At 66.4% G+C, this 389-nt stretch carries 1 protein-coding gene; it reads right to left on the bottom strand.

The window, feature by feature from the left end:
• The coding region (locus tag AC1DC5_RS19055; RefSeq protein ID WP_476866201.1) for an LGFP repeat-containing protein at positions 1 to 389 on the bottom strand (389 nt) is incomplete at both ends.

The raw sequence follows: 389 nt of genomic DNA, 5'->3' as shown, positions 1-389 counted from the left end.
TAGATCGCACCGTTTTGGTAGCCCTGGGATTTGGCTCCGTTCGCGGCGGTCCGTATGTCGGTGGTGGGGTAGCCGAGGGGCCCGGATTCCCAGCCTTGGGCGCCCCAGGCGTCGCGGATGACACCGGATGAGATTTGGGCGCCGTTGGCKGCGGTCCAGTAGATCGCACCGTTTTGGTAGCCCTGGGATTTGGCTCCGTTCGSGGCGGTCTTCACGTCGGTGGTGGGGTAGCCGAGGGGCCCGGATTCCCAGCCTTGGGCGGCCCAGGCGTCGCGGATGACACCGGATGAGATGCGGGCGCCGGTCGCTGCGGTCCAGTAGATCGCACCGTTTTGGTAGCCCTGGGATTTGGCTCCGTTCGCGGCGGTCCGTATGTCGGTGGTGGGGTA

The sequence above is a fragment of the Arthrobacter sp. 10L424 genome, assembly GCF_056395325.1.
Note: the sequence above shows the minus strand (reverse complement) of the source record. Positions and strands in the feature narration are given on the sequence as shown.